The organism is Ferruginibacter sp., assembly GCF_028288465.1.
Taxonomy (GTDB): Bacteria; Bacteroidota; Bacteroidia; order Chitinophagales; family Chitinophagaceae; genus Ferruginibacter.
The window spans coordinates 24,531-44,250 of the sequence record NZ_JAQBNR010000075.1 but is presented as its reverse complement, the minus strand read 5'-3'; the positions used below and the strand labels follow the sequence as shown (position 1 = coordinate 44,250).

At 43.2% G+C, this 19,720-nt stretch carries 10 protein-coding genes; 5 read left to right on the top strand and 5 right to left on the bottom strand.

The annotated features are described in order from the left end of the window. Positions 1-15: 15 nt before the first annotated feature. The 4 genes from JWR61_RS27770 to JWR61_RS27755 all read right to left on the bottom strand — a co-directional run bounded on the left by JWR61_RS27770 (position 16) and on the right by JWR61_RS27755 (position 7,365). Entirely contained in the window at positions 16-1,227 is a 1,212-nt protein-coding gene (locus tag JWR61_RS27770) for a hypothetical protein (RefSeq protein WP_301930897.1), read from the bottom strand. Beyond that, positions 1,224-2,447, bottom strand: coding sequence for a hypothetical protein (locus JWR61_RS27765; RefSeq protein WP_301930896.1), 1,224 nt, complete (start codon positions 2,445-2,447; stop codon positions 1,224-1,226). Before JWR61_RS27765 ends, JWR61_RS27770 begins: the two co-directional genes overlap by 4 nt. Before the next feature lie 131 nt (positions 2,448-2,578). Beyond that, positions 2,579-4,063 carry a RagB/SusD family nutrient uptake outer membrane protein gene (locus JWR61_RS27760; protein WP_301930895.1) on the bottom strand — a complete coding sequence of 495 codons (1,485 nt, stop codon included), beginning with the start codon at positions 4,061-4,063 and terminating at the stop codon, positions 2,579-2,581. Positions 4,064-4,098: 35 nt separating this feature from the next. Further along, positions 4,099-7,365, bottom strand: a complete 3,267-nt coding sequence (locus JWR61_RS27755; RefSeq protein ID WP_301930894.1) for a TonB-dependent receptor — start codon at positions 7,363-7,365, stop codon at positions 4,099-4,101. 312 nt (positions 7,366-7,677) lie between these two features. On the opposite strand from JWR61_RS27755, the gene agaR reads away from it, so the two are divergent. After that, positions 7,678-8,457: a transcriptional repressor AgaR gene (gene agaR, locus JWR61_RS27750; RefSeq protein WP_301930893.1), complete on the top strand. Its 780-nt coding sequence runs from the start codon at positions 7,678-7,680 to the stop codon at positions 8,455-8,457. Positions 8,458-8,594: 137 nt separating this feature from the next. Here agaR and JWR61_RS27745 read toward each other — a convergent pair whose 3' ends face one another. Continuing rightward, the gene (locus JWR61_RS27745) at positions 8,595-11,813 is read right to left on the bottom strand and encodes a DUF5107 domain-containing protein (RefSeq protein ID WP_301930892.1); all 3,219 of its coding nucleotides are present in this window, start codon (positions 11,811-11,813) and stop codon (positions 8,595-8,597) included. Positions 11,814-12,051: 238 nt separating this feature from the next. Here JWR61_RS27745 and JWR61_RS27740 point away from each other — a divergent pair, with 238 nt between their 5' ends. From JWR61_RS27740 to JWR61_RS27725, 4 genes are all read left to right on the top strand, one after another. Then, entirely contained in the window at positions 12,052-13,338 is a 1,287-nt protein-coding gene (locus JWR61_RS27740; protein ID WP_301930891.1) for an alpha/beta hydrolase family protein, read from the top strand. A gap of 446 nt (positions 13,339-13,784) precedes the next feature. Next, positions 13,785-16,943, top strand: coding sequence for a TonB-dependent receptor (locus JWR61_RS27735; RefSeq protein WP_301930890.1), 3,159 nt, complete (start codon positions 13,785-13,787; stop codon positions 16,941-16,943). 28 nt (positions 16,944-16,971) lie between these two features. Beyond that, entirely contained in the window at positions 16,972-18,792 is a 1,821-nt protein-coding gene (locus JWR61_RS27730; RefSeq protein WP_301930889.1) for a RagB/SusD family nutrient uptake outer membrane protein, read from the top strand. 59 nt (positions 18,793-18,851) lie between these two features. Next, positions 18,852-19,718, top strand: coding sequence for a sugar phosphate isomerase/epimerase (locus JWR61_RS27725; RefSeq protein ID WP_301930888.1), 867 nt, complete (start codon positions 18,852-18,854; stop codon positions 19,716-19,718). Positions 19,719-19,720 lie beyond the last annotated feature (2 nt).

The window sequence follows — 19,720 nt, the reverse complement described above, 5'->3', positions numbered from 1 at the left end:
TTTTAATGCTGCATATTACTTGCCTACGGGAAAAATCAGTAACTGGCTCAGTGCTTCATCTTCGCCCATCACAATATATTTTCCGTCTTCAGATGCAGCGATGCTTCTTAGTTGAAAGCCACGCCACTCTATTCCGTCTTCTATACCAGGCGCCTTTAAAATAAACTGCGGGTTGCCCATGTCTGTGAACCCTTCCTGTTTTGCATCGTAACTAAACAGGTGTGCGTACCCGGGCACAGCACCGGCAAGGCCGTACAATTTTCCATCTGCACCAAAGCACATTCCACGCAGGCGGTTCATCATAATAGGTTTCCCCAGGTTTTTCACCTGCTTTGTTGCAGGGTCTACCTGGAATAATTGCCCATCGCCGCCATTGCCACCATAGAGGGTGCCATCAGCCGACTTAACCCAGGATTCAACACGGCCAAGCGAACGGCGGCCCCATTCTTCCGGCAGGTCTGCCAGTATGTGAAAACTATCATTGGCTGGGTCAAAGTAGAAAAGTTTATTGATCGCTTTGCTGCCATACACCAGCCCTTTATCATCCACTATCAATGCATTGCATAAATAGGTTTCCGGTTGCTGATGAAACTCGCCCTTTACAGAATTTAAATCACCCGCATCAGGCATTACATTCCTGTAGCTTTTAAAAATCTTTGATTTAATACTATAAGTAAAGAATAAACCCGATGGGTAAGTAATACCATAAATGGTATTGGTATTGATATTGCCGGTGATCGTAAATACGCCTTCGCCATTTACCGGAATACCAAGATCGGCAACCTTAATAGTTCCGGCTGCATCTACATTTATCTGTAGCAAATGCCCGTTGCCATTGGTAGTATCATTTATTTTATTGGCAATGGTACCGGCATATAAAGTATTGTCCTTTGTTTTGAAAAAACCGCTTTGTACGCTTCGCTGACCCGGAAATACATCATTCACGTCTTTCAGTTGCACCAATTCTCTTTTGCTGAGAGATGCTACAAAAATATAAGGCGCCATCTTCTCATTGGCACTTGTGCCACCAATAATATTATCTCCTGTTACGGTAAGCGATGCGATGGAATTGCGGTACATCGGCATCCTTTTAAGTTCGGTGTTGGAGAGGGATATTTCAATACCAAAGCCTTCTTTGGGCTTAAAATAAGTGTACTGCGAAAAAGCAGGCGCCGCTGTAAAAACAAGTGCGGCGAAGGAGAAATTTTTTATAAATGGAAACCTCATTTTTTTACGTTTTTACCTGGATTAAATTTTATGAGGAATGGGATTGAACGACTGGAAAGATCTTTTCTTCCTGCGAAATATAAATTGCCGTCCTTATCTTTTGTGTCTGAACCGGTTGCCTCGCTTAACTCTTCTACCGGGTATTGATAGATGAGCGTGTGCTTTTTTGTTGCAGGATCAAACTCCATTAGCACGGTTTTGTTTTCAATGATGAAATTGCCATGCCCGCCGACGATGTAGTATAACTTTCCGTTATTACCAATATTCAGATTCGGTACATAAGGGCCCCAGGCATCTATATTTTTGGCGCTGTCGGCAACGCCGCCAAGGTCAACCATTTTTCCTATACCGTCTTTTCGCGGGTAAAAAGCTACTATTTTTGCACCGTAGGTAACAAAATAAATCACGCCGTTTTTTTGATCTTTCGCATAGGCCGTAATACCAGTTATTATCTTACCGCCGGGTGTGCCTTCAAACGCAGGCACGCTGTTTCGTGCAAATACTAAACTGTCATTGCTCTTTTGATACTTTACCAAACGCTGGCGCCAGTCAACATAATAACAATCGCCCCACCAATCTGTAAACATAACCCTTGGCACATGTGCGCTTCCAAGCCTGCCCATGTCTTTAAACGTATTTTTTGCGGGGTCATATACGGTAAAGTGCACCTGCGGATAAGAAATGTCATACAGCTTACCGGATTCCGGATCTATATCAATATCCTTGATGCTTTCGTACTGCAGCCCCATACCAAGGTTTACAAGTTTTTTAGTTTGAGGATGCCACTTCATGAAAAAACCGCCTGCATAACCTGCCGGGTGATCCATTAAATATTCTTCTCTTGATTCGCCTCCGTCTGTAGCGAAGTACATATAGCCATCCGGCCCTTCCTTGATCTTGGAATGTATCTTGGCCTGCCATTGAAACTCCCGCAAATTACCGAGCGTTTGCATCAAGCCGTTGTTGGTCATTTTACCAGTCGCCACATCATAATCGAACAGCGCCACTTTATCTTTATGGTTCGTTACGCCTGCAACCACTTTATTAAATTTTGTGCTGTAACCAATATCATCCCATGTAGACTCGCCTTCGGGAAAGTCCGGGTAATCAATAAACGCAATATTTGCCTTCGTTATTGATGCCTGCCCGAATGTGTTTACAACCTGTAAACAACAGCACACCATTCCGGCAAACAAAAACTTAAAATCCTTTATCTTCATTATAGGAATAGTTTAAATTAAATCGTTTAGAGCATCTGGGTTTGAATGGATAAATCTATCTCATTCAGATCGTAAGCATATGTAAGAAGCTTCAACTTTAAAGCATGTATTATCCAACAATGGCCGGTAAATTAATATCCCGGGTTTTGAGTCACTTGCGGAGCGGTCGCTCTTACAATCGACGGGATTGGAAGCAATAAATTGTGTTCATCTATTGGAGCTGCGAGCCCGACATTATCAGCGTTACTCAAAGGTTTTACCTTGGCGTTCATTACCGCTACTGCTCTTCCCGTGCGAACAAGGTCGAACCAGCGATGGCCTTCAAACGGTGACTCACGGCGCTCTTCGAGGTATACCGCTTCCCTGAACTGATCTTTGGTTAAGCTTGATGAAAGAGGAGCAAGCCCGGCACGGACACGTACCATGTCTACGCTGCTAAATGCACCTGCAGGACCCTGGGTTTCATTTACCGCTTCAGCGTACATCAATAACAGGTCGGCGTACCGTAATACATACCAGTCTTTGCCGGAGTTACCATCACCTGTACCCGCAGCTATATCCACGTAGGTATTGATGTATTTATAAGGATAGTAGTTGCCATCTTTTGTAAAGCCGTCACTGATCGCAGTTCTTCTTGTATCGTTCAGGTCATAAGCGTTTTGAATATCAGAAGTGGGCTGGTTCCAGCCAAATGCAAGCCCGGTTTGCAGCAAAACATCTTCGCTGTTTAACGGTGCACTATAATTGGGAAAGCTGGATCCTGACCCTGAAACGCCCGCTACGTAATAAGCCTGCCAGATGGTTTCGCTGTTGCCCTGCTGGCCTGTTTTAAACAGATCAGTATAGTTGGGCAACAGGCTGTACTCACCCATGTCGATCACTTTTTTAAATTCAGTTGCCGCCTCGGTATATTTTTTTTGCGTAAGGTATGCAGTACCAAGCAGGCTGGTGGCAATGCCCCTGTCTGCACGGCCTGAATTATCTCCTGTATTGCGGTTTGTAACCAGCAGTGTTTGTGCATTGGTAAGGTCTGCGATCACCTGTGCATACACCTCATCTACGGTGTTCCTTCCTTTTGAATAACTATCATTGATATTTGTAAACCTGTTTAATACCAGGGGAACTCCTCCGTACAAACGGACGAGGTTAAAATAAGTCAGTGCCCTTAATACTTCGGCTTCTCCCTTGTATTGATTTTTCTTTGCAGGATCAATATCGGCTGCGGCCAGATAGGTAATAATATCATTTGTCTTTTGAATCAGCGAGTAGCTTACATCCCAGTACCCCTGCAAATGTTCATTGTTTGCAGTGAGCGTGAAATCATCATATTCTGACTTTGACAACGGCCCTGCAGAACCTCCGGGAACATACACCGAAGTGTTATCAGATCGTATATCGGTTAATAAAAAATAAAAATTTCCTGAATGATAAAGGTTATCGAATGAGGAATATGCCCCCAATACTGCCTGTTCAAAATCTGAGGCGGTTTTATAAAAAGCTACTTCATTCGAACGGTCATACTGCTTTGTTTCCAGAAATTTTTTGCAGGAAGTGGCGAAGATCATTACGGCCATAAGGAATATTCCTGTACAGGTTTTTATATAATTGCGTTTCATTGTTTAATATTTTAAGGTGGTTAACAACCGGCGGTTTAAAATGTCAGGTTTAATCCCAGTGTAAGGGTACGTGTAAGCGGAAATGTTCCAAAGTCCATACCCGGTGTAAGGTTATCAGTTCCTTCTACCGTATTTACTTCAGGGTTGTACCCTTTATACTTTGTAAAAGTGTGCAGGTTCTGAACGTTCATGTATGCCCTTGCGTTTTTGATAACTTTCCCTCCGAAGAATTTCGGGATACGGTATCCAAGCGTAAGGTTTTTGATCCTTACAAAAGAGGCATCTTCCACCAGCCAGCTGGTAATTACCGGATTATTGCCCTGGTATGCACCATAAGTAGGGCGAAAGGTTTGGCCGTCACCAGGCTCAGCTTCAGATTTCCAGTAATTTTTAAAAAGGCCGCTTACGGCTTTGTAGTTGCCAGAAGTTTTTAACAGGTTCAGCGCTTCTACACCATGTACACCTTGTATCAAAATAGTAAAATCAAAGTTTTTGTACGTAACCGAGTTGGTAATGCCAAAGGTGAAATCAGGCAGGTTATTTCCGAGAGTTGTCTTGTCGAAATCGTCGATCAATCCATCAGGTTTTCCACCAGGGCCCGAAATATCTTTTAACCTTGGGTTTCCTACGGCTGTAATTCCCGAGGCCAGTTTTGGCCCGTCTGCCAGTTCCTTGCTATTGCGGTAAACACCATCGTAGATAAAGCCATAGTAACTCGCCATTGCTTCACCCACCCTCGTTCTATGGGTGATGGAATTTACTACGCCGTAGTTGACACTATAGATATCGTCGTTATTTTCATTGAGTGCTTCTACTTTATTTTTGTTGGAAGAGATATTGAAATTGGTGGTCCATACAAGGCTCTTACTATCAATATTTCTTGTTTCAATATTCAGTTCAATCCCTTTATTTCTAAGTTTGCCAAGGTTCCTCAGCGTTGATCCAAACCCGGTAAAAGATGGAACGGGCACGCCAAACAACATACCAGACGATACCTTATTATAATAATCTGCTGTAACCGTCAGCCTGTTATTAAAGAATCCTGCATCGAACCCTATATCAACTGACTTTGATTGTTCCCATGTAAGAAGCGGGTTACCAAGGTTATCCTGCGACAAGCCGTTAACCCTTCTTCCATCGCCCGAACCAAGCACCGCATACCTTGGCCCAACCTGGCCGATAGCGCCATAATTACCAATCTGGTCGTTACCCACAATACCGTAACTGGCCCTTAGCTTAAGATCGCTGATGGCTTTAACGCCCTTCATAAATGATTCCTGCGAAACACGCCAGCCTATTGCTGCCGAAGGGAAGTTTCCCCATTTAGTATTTGCACCGAACCGTGATGATCCATCTCTTCTGAAGGTGGCCGTTACAAAATATTTTTCATTAAAATCATATTTTATCCTGCTGATCACAGAGGCCATGCTCCATTGCGATTTGCTGGCCCTGGTAGCGGTGGTGATACCTGCATTTACTGTATGTACAAGGTTGTTAGGATATTGCTCCGCAGAAATGCCTGAAGAAGTGAACACCGCCATTTGCTCAGAAAACCCAGCCAGTACATTCAGGTGATGCTTTCCCAGGAATGTGTTGTTATAAGTAACGGTGTTTTCGTTGCTCCAGCTTAAATTGTTGCCAGTATACGTACTGCCATATAAATTGTAGCCGTTCACCGAAATGGTAGACGGAACAAACGCATCCGTATTGATGTTGGTGATATCTGCATTGATACTCGACCTTGCCGTAAGGTGTTTTGTTAGATCAACCGTTGCGAACAAGGTACCCACGGTGTTAAACATCCTCATGGTATTTTCATAGTCTTTGCTAAGACCCAGGCCATTCGAAAAGAAAAGTGATTGCGGGGGCGTGCCATCATCATAGGTCACCGTCTGCGTATTGTTGTAGGAGCCATCTGCCTTATAAACAGAAAAGATAGGCGCCGATGTAACCACCGCAGCTGTAACACCACCATAGTAGGAAAGCCCGCCCGCGGTTGGTATTTTGTTGATGCTGTAAGAAGGAGCGATCCTGAACCCTACCTTGATGCGGTCCGTAATATTAGCATCTATATTTCCCCGAAGCGAATATTTTTTAAATCCCTGCCCTTTTGTAATAGCTTCCTGGTTGATATAATTACCGGAGATATAGAAACGGGTGTTATCAGATCCACCGGAGGCAGACACCTGGTAGTTGTTCATTGGTGCAGTCTGGTAAACTACATCCTGCCAGTTAGTGTTTGGAAGCGAAGAAGGATCCCTGTATTCGTTGGGGATTTTTAAATTAGCATTGGTACCGCGTACAGAATTGGGATCGGTAGCGCTTCTTCCGGGAATTGGCACCCCGTTGAGGTAAGTATAGTTATAATTCCTGATGTCCGTTTGCCTCTGAACCCATTCCTCTGTAGTAAGCGTGGGAATCTTATGGTCTACATTTTGCCACCCGGTGCTGGCAGCCAGGTTAACCTGAGTCTTGCCTTTTACTCCCTGCTTGGTAGTAATAATCACCACACCATTGGAACCCCTCGAGCCATAAATCGCCGTGGCTGATGCATCCTTTAAAATGTCGATTGATTGTATGTCGCCGGGATTGATAGATGCAAGGGGATTTGTTGGAACGTTGGCGCCACTGGCACCCTGTGCAGCGTAGCCGTTGGTTGTATTATCGAGCGGCACACCATCTATAACATATAAAGGTGTATTATCGGCACTGATAGAGCCAACACCCCTTATTTTGATACTTAACCCAGCGCCTGGTGCGGAAGAGGCCTGTTGCACCTGCACACCGGCCACCTGGCCAGCGATCGCTTCGCCGAAAGATACTACAGCTTTATCCTGTATTTGCCTTGACCCAACGGAAGCTATTGACCCGATAACATCTTTCTTCGATTGTGTGCCATACCCCACAACTACTACTTCATTAAGGGAAGAAATACCTTTTTCCATTACCACATTAATAGTTGCCTGGTTTTTTACTGCTACTTCCTGGTCAAGAAAACCAACATAAGAAAATACCAGACGGCCGTTCGACGGAACGTCTACAGAAAAGGTCCCTTTGTTGTCGGTAGCAGTACCTGCCTGTCCTCCCTTAACCTTTATATTTACACCCTCCAGCTCTTGCCCCGATTCCTTTTCTGTAATTACTCCCTTAACCCGGGTTGTTCCGCTAGCTCCGGTCTGGGCTGTAGCCAGCTGGGTAGCCAAAAGAAATGTAAACAAAATGAAAAAGAATAATTGATTTCCGTGGCCCTTACCATCCGTTTCGCATCTTATGAATCCTGGGAAGATTAGTTTTTTACTCATATTTATAGTTTTGGTTGGTTTTGAATGCAGTCGTTTCGAAAAAGGCTCGTTTCAAAGATATATTAAACCGCAAAATAAAAAAAATATATTCGTAAGTTTTCGAAGTTTATTTTCTCATTTCGAAAGATTATAAAAGTTTTAATTAAATAATGACATCTTAATAGTTAGTAAAATTTCAAACAGTTCTTTTTTTACAATTTGGTAATACTAAAGCATGTATTTTTTATGTAATGAAAGTTTATCAGTCATAACTTGACAAAATCGTTTTCATTTAATTACTTTTATAGAATTTATTACTTAAATAAAATTAAAATGGAGGTTATAAAAAGGATTAAAACTGTTGAACGCCGCACGCTGATAATGGAAAAATTAGAGGCTGAAGGGCGGTTGGATGTAACTTCCCTCAGCAAAGACTTAGGGGTAAGTGAAGTAACAATTCGTAATGACCTCAATTGGCTAGACCAAAAAAATAAGCTTGTCCGTGCACGGGGCGGGGCTATGAGGGCAGAACACGTTGGTGCGGAAATAAGCCTCTCTGAAAAAAATAAGCTCCATTACCAGGAAAAAATTAAAATTGGCAAAGCTGCAGCGGCGTTGATAGAAAGCGGCGACACTATCATTCTGGACTCTGGTACAACTACTATGGAGATCAATAATAATCTTTCAAATATTGAATCTTTGACCGTTATAACCAATGCACTTAACATTGCCAATAAACTGGTTGAGCAGGATCGTGTAAATGTTATAGTTCCCGGAGGTTTTTTACGAAAGAACTCTCTGTCGCTTGTTGGCACCACAGCCGAGGAAAGTTTTAAGAATTATTTTTGTGACAAATTGTTTCTTGCGGTCGATGGCTTTAATACCACTTTCGGGTTATCTACCCCCAATGTTGAAGAGGCACATTTAAACCGTATTATGATCTCAATCGCCAAACAAGTGATTGTAGTTACAGATTCCAGCAAGTTCCATAAAAGAAGTTTTGCTTTTATAGCACCCATCACGGCGGTAGATATTGTCGTTACGGATGCCGGTATCCCGGAAGAAGATAAAAAACGCCTTGAAGGCGCAGGCATAAAAGTGATTATTGCGTAGTTATTACTGAATGCAAAGTAGCATCCAAAACGTCCGGAATTTTTTAGGATGTGTTTAGATTCCTTTTCCCACCCTGCATCGCAGGTTTGTGCTGTTTGCTGGATATTTATAAATGCATATTTGTCGCATCACTAAAATCATTTACAAACTTCTAAAGCTTTCACTAATAATTTAAACCGGTTAACCATGGCGGAAGACGACAATTCTTTCTCCAGCTTCTCCGTACCTCCCCTGTCGTTATCGTAGTTGGCAAGTACCCATTTAAATGCAGTTCCCGCAGAACCTTGTGAAATGCTCCAGTTATGTACAGAATCCTGTTCTGCTTTCCAACCTGCTATCAACCGTCCTAGTTCGGGCTGCTTTCCCTGCTGGTTAAGTACCAATATGGAAATGTAGTTATCAGCTGAATTTCTTCCCCTCATCCAGGTTTCACTATCCAGCGAGAAGGCGGTAATTTTTTGAATATAGCTTTCTGCTTCTTTTGTATTCCCCAATTTCTTTTGGCAAAAGGCTGCAATAAAATCGTGCAGGCGGGTATCAGGATTATAAGGGCTACCGGAACCCAGGTTTTCAGGCCATTTCCTTGCATCGTCCACATACCTGATCGCCTGCTGGTATTTCTTTTGCTCCACCATATTCAAGGCAAGGGAAAGATTGGCCATTTCGTATATTTGATGGCCTTCCTGTGCGCCTTCCTGTGGCAGTACCAATGTTTTGTTGAGCACATTTACGCACTCACTCAAACGTTTTGTATTTAATAGCGACGTTGCATAATCCATAGAGATGATGGCATTGCTTTTAAACTTTTTGTATGCCTGCGCAGAAGAAGTGTATCCCTGCTCAAACAAGCCATTATCCAACAAATAATCGGTGCGATAATGCCAGGTGCGCCATTCGGCTGGCTCCAATTGTAAGGCCTTTTCAAAGTCCTTTCCTGCGTAATTATTTTTAGCAGGGTCGCCCCGGAACAGTGTGCCCCTTGCTATATAGAAAGCCGCGAAGTCAGGCGTGCCGCCACATTGCTCCAACAATTGCTTTGCTTTATCCGGCTGTAAATTGTTCCAGTAAACAAGCCCCAGGTAATAGGTTGCTTTCCATGAAGGCAACTGCTGTTGCGCCCAGGTAAGCACTGGTATCGTTTCTATCCTGAATGGAAATACAAAGGCAGCCGATAAAGCCTCAGCCTTTTTCAAATACGCAAGACTTTCACCGGGAGCATTGTGTCTTTTGAGCCAGGCAAGCCAATAATAAACAGTTGGGTAAGAAGGCGCTTGTTCTAATACATTTATCGCTTCTTCATCCAATCCCTGGTTGGCGTAAGTAATGGCAAGTTCCAGGTACGTCTCGTGAGGGAGCTCATTTCTGATGGCTCCGGTAAAATTATTAAGAGAAGTCTTGTTTGGATGTAGAAGGTATTGTTCAAAATGGGCATAATGACACAAAGGGTCAATGTTCAATAAAAGGTTCAGCACACTATCGGCACTGCTGATAGCGTTGAGTTTTCTATAAGCAGTAGCAAGGCGTTGGTAAGCCAGCAGGTTATTACTGTTGAATTGTATGGATCGCTTTGAATATTCTGCCACTTCTTCAAAGTTGCCTTGCTGTAATTTGATGCCGGCAATATGTGCATAAGTGGCAGACCGGTACTCCAAAGTACGGGCAGCCATACTAAAAGCTTCTTCCGCTTCAATTAACTTTCCCTGCCTTAGCAGTAAGTTGCCATAAATAAAATTAGCCCCCGCATCGTAACTATTATATTCCAGTACTTTGCGGGCATAGCCAATACCCTGCTCATATTGAGCACTCCTAAAATAATATTCCGCTACACGACAAAGGGCTTCATTATACGTTGGTTCTAAAGCTAAGCACTTTCTATAATGATCCAGCGCCTGCGTATAATTCCGCATAGAATTTTGCTCTTCGCCCATTCTGAAAAACCGCTGGGCAGAACTGTACACCTGGTCTGTTGAAGATGCCACCACCGGCCTGCTGATGTCTGATTCCTTATCCGCAAAAAGCAATTTATCTTTTCCAAAACTTATCCTGACATCTTTTAAGTGTAAGCCTGGCAATACAATTCTTTGCTGGTATACCTGCATTGGCTGCAACCGCACGTAACCTCTGTAAACAGATTTATTATGATAGGTTACCGCTAAACTGTCAGCAATAAACACATTGGGACTGATGGCAAATTTTAAACTATCGCCAGCCGCTGCTACATTGAGTGTGCCGAATGGAGATGCATCAGCCATGCCCCCGGTATTTTTTACCGGGAACCAATATTCTTTTTTAGTTTCAGCGTACATTGGCCGCAATGAAAGCTGGGTGAAGGGGCTATGGTAGCCGCTGCGTTCGGCAGCCTGGTTGAGCGTTACGCCGGATTGTGCTTCAATATACTGGCCATCCTTATCGGTCAGCAGGTTTTCCCATATCGCACCTTCACGTGACAAAGACCATATCCATAATTTTTTTCCGGGAGCATCGGTATATGGCGCCCAATGCCCAAAGCCAAAGTTTTTATCGTGCCAATAGCCGCCAAACCAATTGCGGTAGTTACCCATAACATGATAGGACTTGCTATCGCCGAAATTATTGTTTTTATAGATCGAGAGATTGCGCCCTTTATCATCAACAGGCCATGCCGAAGCAAGCCCATCGTGACCGATGTGGTTATTCCCAGGAAAATAAAGCTGCAGGTCGTCCGCAGCTTTGAAGGCAGCGTTCTCCCACGATAAATACGAGTGGTGCAAAGGTGTGGGATTATACCAAAACGCATTGGTTTCAAAATAAGCTTTGTCTTTTGGCAACTGTATGTCCACCCGCCACTCTGATCGTGAAGCAAGATCGAGGCCGCCAACGATACAGCTTACACTTCCATCATCGTTATTCCTTAGTACATAATCAACCGCGGCGGCGGCCCATGGCGCATGGCCAAGGTCAAGGCCAAAATTGTGTTCAATTCCCCCACTCGTCCACGGCCCGCGAATACCGATGGCCCGAAATTTCATTACATGATTATAATAAACAAACTCGTTGCTGGTAGCTTTTTCCACCGCACCCAATACTTTGCCACCTACTTCCGGCAATACGGTCACCGTAATGAAAGGATTTTCCAGTGTAACCACCTTCCAATCTTTGCTGGCGCCTTTATCGGTATATCCATCAAACAAAAAGTATGGGTAAAATGGCGCCACTTTTTTATTAATGCCCAGTACCGGAATGGGGTTGGGATCAGAAAAAGGATATGTGGTAAAGGATTCCTTTCTTTCTATGACGGACGCTGTTTGAGCGTTTACCGGTGATAAAAAAAAACGCCCTTGAAGCAGCAGCAATAAACAAAGCACGTATTTATACATCCAGTTTATTATTTAATAATGCAATATTTTTAGTCAGCCGAATCAAAGTAATCTTTTTGCAACAGGTGCGTAAACAGACATTTATCCGATATGATCTGGTAATTACAATGTTACGAAAGAATTTATACATTAAAAAAAACAATTCGAAATTTTAATAAAGCAAAAAGAAATAAAATAAAAGTTGTTAATTGCAATTAGCCAACCAATAAAAGCCTATTTAAGCATTTAAAAACGCATCATGACCAAACGCAGAGATTTTCTAAAATCAGCCGGTCTTGGCAGTCTTGCCCTAGCAGGGAGCAATTTATTGCCTTTAAGGGCATTCGCTAATAGTCAACATAAAAATGTACCTGACAACCTTGATAAGGAAACGGAAGACGAAACAGATCTGAGCGTCATCGGCCTTTACGGGCACTGGGCTAATTCACTTAATAAAAATAAGCTCCCGGCTTTTTCATTCCGAAGGCTGGAATTTACCAAAGTTGAGTCCTGGCGCAAAGCTGCAAAGCAACGGCTGATTGAGCGCCTTGCTATTCCAGAAATCGGTGGGTTGCCTGAGGTGACCATACACAAACAACACACTTACGATGGATTGCAAATAGAAGAAATTACCTGGCAACTCCCCTACGGCAGGGCAACAGAAGCCATCGTACTTAAGCCAGTAAATGCAGCCGGTAAACTACCCGCCATTCTAGCTTTTCACGACCATGGGGGCAACAAATATTTTGGTTGCCATAAGATCACCAAAATATCGGACGACCAGCACCCATTGATGAAATATCACCAGGAGCATTATTATACGGGTCTTGCATGGGCCAACGAAATCGCCAAACGTGGTTATGTAGTAATGGTTCCGGATGCATTCGCTTTTGGCAGCAGACGGGTGATGCTGCAGGATGTGCCCGCCCGTATCAGGAATGGTGTAAGCGATGGAAGTGCTACTGATAACGAAAGCATTGCCACTTACAACAACTGGGCGAGTGACCACGAAGCTATAATGGCCAAATCCTTATTCAGCGCGGGTACCACATGGCCGGGCGTTTTTTTTGCGGAAGATAAAAAAGCCTTGGACATACTTTGCGCCCGCCCTGATGTGGATGCAACCAGGATCGGTTGCGGGGGGCTTTCGGGCGGCGGCTTAAGAACGGCCTTCATGGCAGGGTTGGACGCAAGGATAAAATGCGCTGTAAATGTTGGCTTTACCACCACGTGGAGCGACTTTGTGTTGAATAAGTCCTTCACACACACCTGGATGATTTATGTACCCATGCTCCCCAACGAGTTGGATTTTCCGGAAATCATGGGTTTGCGTGTGCCGCTGGCAACCCTTGTTTTAAATGACAGCGAAGACCAGTTGTACACCCTGTCTGAAATGCAAAAAGCTGAAAACATCTTAAGGGAAGTATTTACCAAAGCAGGTGCAGCAGACCGTTTCAAGTGCTCCTATTATCCCGGCCTGCACAAGTTTGACGGACCTATGCAAACAGAAGCTTTCACTTGGTTTGACCGCTGGCTGAAGGCTTGAACCATTTCAATGATAATGCACCCTTGTACCCTTAGAGGGCTTAGCACTATCTGCTGCATAAACAACATCTTAATTTCTCCTGCGTTGCCTGTGCGCCAGCCATAAGTTCCGGATTGCTGATCTTAAAGAAAACGCCAGGTTTCATATTATATTAGGTTTGCTTATTGTACTTATTCTACCTTTCAACAACCCGCTATGCACTATATCAACAATAGGATGACGGCCTTTTTGAGAATCTTTACCAATAAGGTTCAACAATTCACAAGGTAATGAAATCTATACTTCAATTTTATCGATATATCAATAAAATAATGTTCAAAAAAAGAAAGGTTTCAAAGAATTCTATTTTCGAAATGAAATAGTTTTTCTATATTTAACTATTATTACGTAGCTGTTATCTATCGTATAATTAACCGGAACAATAAATAATACCAAAACAGAAGTTTATGAAAAGTATCGCACTACTAATTTTTTCTTCTTTCATTTTTCATTTTGGCGCTAATGCCCAAAGCATTGCTATAAAGGGTCAAATCACAGATCAGCAAACCAGCCAGCCCTTGCCAGGTGTTTCCATAAGTGTAAAAGGTGGGTCAGCCGGGATATCAACCGGCCCTGACGGAAGGTTCACTCTCACCGCTCCTGCGAAAGGCACTCTTGTAATTTCTTCTGTGGGATATGTAGCTGTAGAAATACCTGTAAATAACCGTTCTGTTATCAACAGCGCTATCAGTGCGGGTAACACGGCTTTAAATGAAGTAGTTGTAGTAGGATATGGCAAGGAGAAAAAGGTGAATGTAATCGGCTCGATTGCTACCGTGTCAAGTAAAGAAATTACCTCCTCCCCCGTTTCAAGTGTGTCCAATGCCCTGGCGGGCCGGCTACCGGGTGCCGTTGTTCAGCAAAGGTCGGGCGAGCCAGGCAGCGATGCGGCATCTATCCTGATCAGGGGCATAAGCACGCTTGGCAATTCCGGTCCCTTGGTTGTGATAGACGGAATACCGGGACGTGATGTAAATACCAACCAGCTATCAAATGATTACGGAACACAAACAATAGATGGAAGTGCAGGGCGGGACCTGAATTCTATCAACCCGGAAGATATTGAAAGTATAAGCGTTTTAAAGGATGCATCAGCAGCAATCTATGGTGCAAGAGCTGCCAATGGAGTTATACTCGTTACCACCAAACGTGGCAAAACCGATGCTCCGCCCAATTTCAATTATTCGTTTTATACAGGATGGCTCTCTCCTACGGAAGTGCCTAAAATGGCCGATGCAGCAACCTACGCCCAAATGTTGCGGGAGATGGAAACCTATAAAGGAGTCGCACCATCCAACATGACGTTTACTCAGGAAGATGTAGAAAAATTCAAGTACGGAAAATTTCCGTGGACACATCCCAATACCAGTTGGTTCGATGCCTCGTTAAGAAGCTCCAGCTTAACCCAGCATCATAATTTTTCTGTAAATGGCGGCAGTAAAACGGTAAATTATTTTGTATCCTTTGGCACACAATATGCCGATGGCTTGTATAAAACTGCCGATGCAAAAAAGTTTAACCGGTATAACCTGAGAGCCAATGTAGATGTGCAGGTCAATAAATATTTAAACGTAGGGATAGATGTGGATGGCTCACAGGAAAACCGGCTTGGTCCATCGCTTGATGCGCAAACAGTGTTCAATGTTATCAATCAAAACAAGCCTACCACATTTGCAGTATACCCGAATGGAGCTGCCGGTACCGGTGCATTTGGAGCCTCATATCAGCCGGTGCTGAGAACTACTTTAGACGGCGGGTTTGATGATGATAAACGCTATCGGGCCAACAATAAAATTAATGCTACTTTAAAAATTCCAGGTATTGAAGGTGCCACGGTCACCAGTTATTATGCCTACGATGTTTTCTTCGGCAAAAGAAAATATTTTGACCACCCCGTTACAGGCTACGAGCTTGATAAAGGTGCTTACCTGGCGGCCGGTAACACCGGGGCCGAAGATGGATCGGCTTTTCTGGTTCCCGCTTCAGACGGGTACGACCCGCAGTTAACAAATTTTTACAATAACACAACGGCCAAAACATTCAATCTGAAGTTGAATTATGATAAGTCTTTTAATTCCATCCATAATTTTAATGCGTTTGTCGCCTACGAAACCTCAGAATCCAATGGCACCGGTATAAGCGCTTACCGGAGAAATTTTATCAGTTCGCAGCTTCCGTATTTATTTGCCGGTGGCAACGACCAGAAGGACAATTCAGAATATATTACACTGGATTCCCGCATTAACTATTTTGGAAGAATAAGTTATAATTATAAAGGCACATACCTGTTGCAATTTGCAATGCGCAGGGATGGTTCTTTAAGGTTTTCAAAAGAGAACGGCAGGTGGGGCAATTTCCCAAGCGCACTTGCGGGCTGGATCGTTTCCAATGAAAACTTTTGGAAAGACAATGTAAAGGCGGTAAATTTTTTAAAGCTTAAAGCGTCCTGGGGTAAATTAGGCAACGATCTTGTGCCACCTTTCCAATATTTAGCCTCCTATGCGTTCGGTACCGGCGGTGTATATGGATCCGGTAATACTTATTATTCCAGCCTGTACCAATCAAATGCGCCAAACTCATACATAACATGGGAGGTTGCTAATATGTACAATGCAGGTTTTGAATCCAGGCTCTTTAACAACAGTGTTTCCTTTAACGCAGATTTTTTCTACCAGAGAAGAAGCAATATTCTTATAAAAAGGAATGCATCCGTCCCCGGCTTCACCGGCATCTCATTACCAGATGAAAATTTTGGCGTAGTTGACAACAGGGGTTTGGAATTGCAATTGGGGTATACAGGCAAAACAGGTAAAGATTTTTCTTATTCAGTAAATGGCAACTTTGCCTATGCAAAAAATAAAGTTGTTTACTTTGATGAACCAGCTAACAATGTAGCCTGGCAAACACTTACCGGCCATCCTATAGGCGCCACACTGTTATATAAGTCGGCAGGTATTTTCAGGGATGTGGATCAGATAAATAAGACACCGCATGTTTCCGGAGCAATCCCCGGAGACGTTATTATTAAAGACGAAAATGGTGATGGTATCATTGATTCCGATGACCAGATTTTGTTTGATAAAACAACGGATCCGCAAATTACATTTGGCCTTTCTTTAAACTTTCGTTACAAAAATTTTGAGTTAAGCGCTCTTATCAATGGAGCGGGTACTTCATGGGTAAGAAGGCTCGGATCGCAGCAGGGAGCTGCCGGCGATTATTACCAATACGATGCAGATGGCAGATGGACGCCTGATAATATTAATGCCAGCAAGCCAAGAGCGTATGATGGCTCCAGCACTTATTGGAGAGGAAATTTCCCTACTGATTTAGAATACCAGAACCAGACTTATGCAAGGCTTAAAAATCTGCAACTGAGTTATACGGTGCCAATGAAAAATTTTAAAGTAAACTTTATCAAAGATGCCCAGGTGTATGTTTCAGGGCAAAATTTATTCCTGCTATATGCATCCAAAAACCGCATTTGGGATCCTGAATTCAGTGGTACAAGAGATAATTATTTAATCATGAAAGTTGTTTCTGTGGGTGCAAGAATTTCTTTTTAAAACATTACTGGCTTCTAAATTTAAAATAATGATAAAATATAAAATAAGCTTAAGCATAATAGCGATACTGGTGCTGTTTTCAGCTTGTAAAAAAACTTCTATACTTGACCAGGCTCCGCAGAACCAATATTCTGACGCAGTGCTGTGGTCTGACATTAATTTAGCCGATGCTTATTTGTTGGATGCATACCACGGTGCAGCTATGGGCTATACACAAACCATGCTTTCTTCGGTAACAGACGAAGCACATTCCACCTTTGACCACGGCGCGGAAGTGTATACGCAGGGCAATATTTCTCCTGATAATAATGCGCCATGGAATGGCGGCGAAACCAACCTTCCCTACTGGGATACCTACTTCTCCAACATTCAAAAGGTCAATATCTTTTTATCAAAAATAGATGGCGTTGCCAATACCTACCCTGCATCGCAAAAGGCTTCTATACAGGCAAAAGCGTCTATAATGAAAGGCGAGGCTTTGTTTCTCCGGGCATTTTGTTATTCCAGGCTGGTACTCACTTACGGTGGGGTTCCACTCCTTAAAGATGCGCTTAAGTTGGGTGAAGATTTCAGTGCTATCAACAGGTCAACTTTCGCAGAATCTGTCAAATTTATTTCAGATGATTGCGACGCAGCATTCGCATTGCTTAAAAGCAAGGCTGAGATGCAGTTAGGAAAAGCGACCACAGGTGCAGCACTGGCACTAAAAAGCAGGGTGCTGCTGTTTGCAGCAAGCAGCCTTACTGCAGACGGTACCGCTGCAAGCAAGTACGTGGGCTATGAGAGCCCTGACAGGATAGCACTTTGGACTGCTGCAAGAGATGCCGCCAAAGCAGTGATTGATTTGGGTACTTACCAGCTTGCCAATTTTGGAGCGCCGGATAAGGCAGCGGTGGCAAAAAATTATTATGATTTTTTTAAAGCAAAAACCCTGGCGGATAATGAAATAATCTGGGGTAAAATGTATTCAAGGTCAAGCGGCGATAAAAATCAGGTGAATCAATGGAATGGCGGAAACGGATGGAATTTGTGGGCAGGCAATGCACCTACGCAAAACCTGGTTGATGCATACGAAATGGAAGATGGTTCGGATTTTTCGCAGCACTTTACGCTGGATGTGAATGGTAATTATCAAAATGTATCTGCGCAATTCCACAACAAAAATCCTTATTACAACAGGGACCCAAGATTTTATGGATCCATTTTATACGACAGTGCCGTTTGGATGCCCCGCCCTTCGGGTCTTCAGAGTATAGACCCCATCGGAGTGTATTCAAGGCGTACAATCATTACTACTACCGGAGGAAGTACATCTACAACTTTTGGATTGGATACCCGGCAAAGTTCAGTCTCTCCGTTTAACGGCAGTTTTACGGGGTATGTAATGAAGAAGATGCTGGATAATACAATTGATGCACAAACCCAGTCCAATGAGAATGTATGGATAGAATTCAGGTATGCAGAAGTTTTATTAAATTATGCGGAAGCGGCTTTAGAATTAGGTCAGACAGTGGAAGCCAGCAGTTACATCAACATGATAAGAAGCCGTGCCGCCATGCCGGATTTTACCGGTGACATCACTAAAGCACTCCGGTACGAAAGGCAAATAGAACTGGTTTTTGAAAATAACCGGTGGTACGATATAAGAAGATGGAAAATACTGGATAAAGCTTTGACGGATGCAAAAGGTGTGGATATAACTGAAACTGTTATCAATGGCAATTCATCAACAGTATGGAAACAAATTCAGGTAGAACAAAGAAAGGCTTTGCCTAAAATGTATTGGATCCCTATTGAAACAAGTGAATTGAGAAAAGCGCCACAGTTGGAGCAAAACCCGGGCTACTAAGATTGCTTGCTTTCCTTTTAAGCAGCTCCCCGGAATAAGTTTATAAAATACAATCATTAATGAAAAAACTATGCTTGGTTCTAACATTGAGCCTTCTTGCGTTCACCGGATGTAACAGTGTCAGAAAAGACAACCTTACTTCAAAAGATTATCCTGAAACAAAATTGGGATGGAAGTTAGGGGCCGGAACTTATACATTCAACCGGTTTACATTTTTAGAATCGCTGGATAAAATTGATAGCTGTAATTTGAAATATGTAGAATGTTACCCTGACCAGGTGATTGAGAAAGGTAGTGCAGGAACGATGGATTATCACATGGATGATGCTACACAAAAGAAGATTCTAAAAAAGCTAAAAGAAAAGGGCATAAAGCTTATTGCATATGGCGTAATCACACCTAACAGCAACGCTGAATGGCGCAAACTGTTTAATTTCGGTAAATCAATGGGAATACAAACCTTTACTTCAGAGCCCGACGAAAAGGATTTGGCTTTTTTATCAGGGCTTTGCGATGAATATGAAATCAATCTTGCCATTCACAACCATCCGTACCCCAGGCATTACTGGAACCCGGATTCCCTGCTTGCCGCTATACAGGGAAGAAGCAGCCGCATAGGTGCCTGCGCTGATATCGGCCACTGGGTACGTTCCGATCTTGATCCGGTAGCCTGCCTCAAAAAGTTGCAGGGCCATGTGTTGCACGTGCACATGAAAGATCTTGAGGCAATAGCAGGAAAGGATACGGGTGAGGAAAACCGCGACGTACATTGGGGCACGGGAGTTGCAAATACGGCTGGTGTAATTGATGAATTGAAAAGGCAAAGTTTTAAAGGAATGATCTCTGCCGAGTATGAGCGCCACTGGGAAAATAATACACCCGATGTGCTGGCAAGTATAAAATATTTCAGAAATGCAATAAAATAAAA